The sequence below is a fragment of the uncultured Cyclobacterium sp. genome (assembly GCF_963976465.1).
Lineage (GTDB): Bacteria > Bacteroidota > Bacteroidia > Cytophagales > Cyclobacteriaceae > Cyclobacterium.
On the sequence record NZ_CAXBOC010000624.1, the window covers coordinates 1 to 2,776 of the forward strand.

The window sequence follows — 2,776 nt, forward strand, 5'->3', positions numbered from 1 at the left end:
CTTCTAAAGCTGACGTTATAACGAAAGAAGCAAGGATTATCAATAACGAAATAGATCCAGAAGGCAGTGGAACGATCAGAGACGCAAGCCTTGATCAAAAAGACAATACTCAAAAATTACTATTAAGCTTTGAAACAGGAGTAGAGATCCCTGTTAACAAGCGTTGGAATATTTCTTTTTCAGCAGAAAGAACTACTCGCATCTTTAAGTCCGTCAACGCTCACTTATGGTCAGGAAAATTTGCCATGGCCTACCAATTTTATTATTGATAAATTCTAAACTCTAAACCGATGAAATCACTTATCCATTTTATAGGATTATCACTAATCATAAGTCTTTTTACCTTTTGCGAGGTAGAAGTACCCGAGCTAAACCTTGATTCCAGGAGCACCTATTTTACTCCACTTGATCCAAACGAATCACCCGACCGACTATGTCAAGAGCTTGGTTTAAATGTTGGCGAACTGTTGACCGGTAAATTACCGGAATCAACATCTGGAAACCAAATAAATATATCTCATTTTCAGACCTCTGCCGAACTTTCCCCGGGTACTACCATCTATCTACCCTTAAATTATACTACGGCCAATAGCGGTAATATTGCAGGAGTCTACCTTCATATTGAAGGTTCAGATCATTATTGGAAAATTCCAATTGCTAAAATTGGAGAAAGCACTACCCAAAGCAAACACAGTCGGGTAAATAATACCTATAGCAGTATAGTTATTCCCATAAATTTACCTGATTACGTTACACCCGGGAGCTTTAACCTTATCTACTCATTATTTGATCAACAGGGTAAAATTAGCGAATCTGCATCTACTCAGGCATCTGTTAAAGCCGCTAGCGAAGGATGCAGTTTTTCAGCCAAAGGTGAAGAAGGATTGTATACCAAAAGAATAATTTTAGGAAACGACCCAGGGACCATTACTGTTAAGCATACCATGTATAGTATTCCGGATCGCATGGATATTCGTTACAATGGGAAATGGGTGGCCTCAACTGCATCAAGCCCCCTTTTACCTAATGAATTTCCTCCTTCCAGCATTTGTTATGATGGAACAGAAGGTTACGTTTCGGGATATCGGACCTATACTATCAACTACGACCCTAGCGTAAGTAAATATGTAGATATTTACATGTATGGATGTTTTGAAAGTAGTACAGCTTGGGATTTTTGGGTATCCTGCGAACCAATTGAAAAAGGATGTTGTGAAGATACACCTAGCCCACCTACCTTTAGTCCTAAAACGGTTACTTTTCCAGCAGATCACGAAGGCAAATTAAAGACAGGAGTGGTTGTTAATAAAGGAGATTATGTGTTTTTAGGAACCAAAAGCACTATTACGATAGACAGATTAGCATTACCTGTGGGCGCTGATGGTACAGAACTATGGAGTCCTGACAAATACAAAAAGTACCAAAACTACGAATTAGGACAATTAATTGCTTGGAATGGTGAGGAAGACTATGGTTTTAATAGTATTCGCCTAGGCGAAAATGAATGTAAGCAAATTATTGGGGATGCAATTGGGACAGCTTACCTTTTTTATGGTGAGAATGGAACTTTTTTCAAAGCAAAATATTCAGGAGAGATCTTGTTAGAACTAAATGATAACGATCCATCAAATAACGAAAGGGAATTTTCTGTTGAGATTTACGTCCTTAAATCAGAAGATCACTTCGGTAGAAATAAGTACAATTGTTGTCCTAATCAGGAGCCTTCTGGCCAGGATCCTTGCAGCCATAATTGGGAATCTGACAATGAAGACAGCGCAGAATGCTATCATGGAGGCTTAGATACCTACCGTGGGTCAGGTTCGAGAGTCAATAGGAGTCAATGCACATATAAAGACGGAGTAATTTTCAATGAAGGAGGAATAATGGGAACATTTGATTATGGTGAGCCAAGAACCAGACTTCATATGATCCTGGATGTTTTTCCCCATATTGTTCTAGGAGATGCCTATCAATCCACACCGGTAAAGAATATTTATTAATTATAGAAAGCTATCGAATTTTTTCATCACAGGAGCAGAATCAATCAAACGATTATATCTGCTCCTGTTTTTGTAAATTATTACTGGTTAATAGCATTATAAAATAAAGAGAATAAACCAATTAATTAGTATGGTCATGGTTCTAAACCATTAATCCTAATGCCACATAACTTTTTAAGATATAGCCCTTACCGCCGGAAGTAATTCTTTATGCACCGCCCATAATTATTTCACTGAGCCTTTTTATACTATATACTTCCAGTTCACTCAACCACCCAGTCACCCAACCCTATATCGTTTCAGTCTACCCTTTTTAAGATACTTTCCTCAAAAATAAGTGATTGGGTGATTGGCCGGCCTGAAAAGTATCTCTATTGGGACTGCTATAATTTTGAATAACTAATCTGACAATAGCCCCTTTATTTTCAACCAACCTTTTTTTAACTACCTCTTCTTTACTCACAAAATCACTACATCACTGATCACAGTTCACATCCACCTTTTTTAAGCTACTTATTTTAAAAATTTGAAATGGATAGATCAATAATCGGGCGATCGATGAAATGGAGAAGAATTCTTGTTTGGCCTTCCTAAAATATTCACTTCACAACTACCTTCTACAGACTCAGGCACCGGTAAAGAAGGATGTTTAACAATTTTAGTGCCGATAATAGGTTTTTGAAATCAATAGGATAAAATTCATTAACAATTGACAATTAACCATTTGTAATCGGTAATTACAAGTGCACCACTTTCGGTAAATAAGAATGCACCAT

2 protein-coding genes are annotated in these 2,776 nt (G+C 37.3%); both read left to right on the top strand.

Annotated elements, in window-relative coordinates; translation table 11 throughout:
• A partial coding sequence (locus AAC037_RS23100) for a hypothetical protein (RefSeq protein WP_339905950.1) occupies positions 1–269 on the top strand: 269 nt, incomplete at its 5' end.
• 21 nt (positions 270–290) lie between these two features.
• On the top strand, positions 291–2,000 hold the full coding sequence (locus AAC037_RS23105; protein ID WP_339905951.1) for a hypothetical protein: 1,710 nt from the start codon (positions 291–293) through the stop codon (positions 1,998–2,000).
• Positions 2,001–2,776 lie beyond the last annotated feature (776 nt).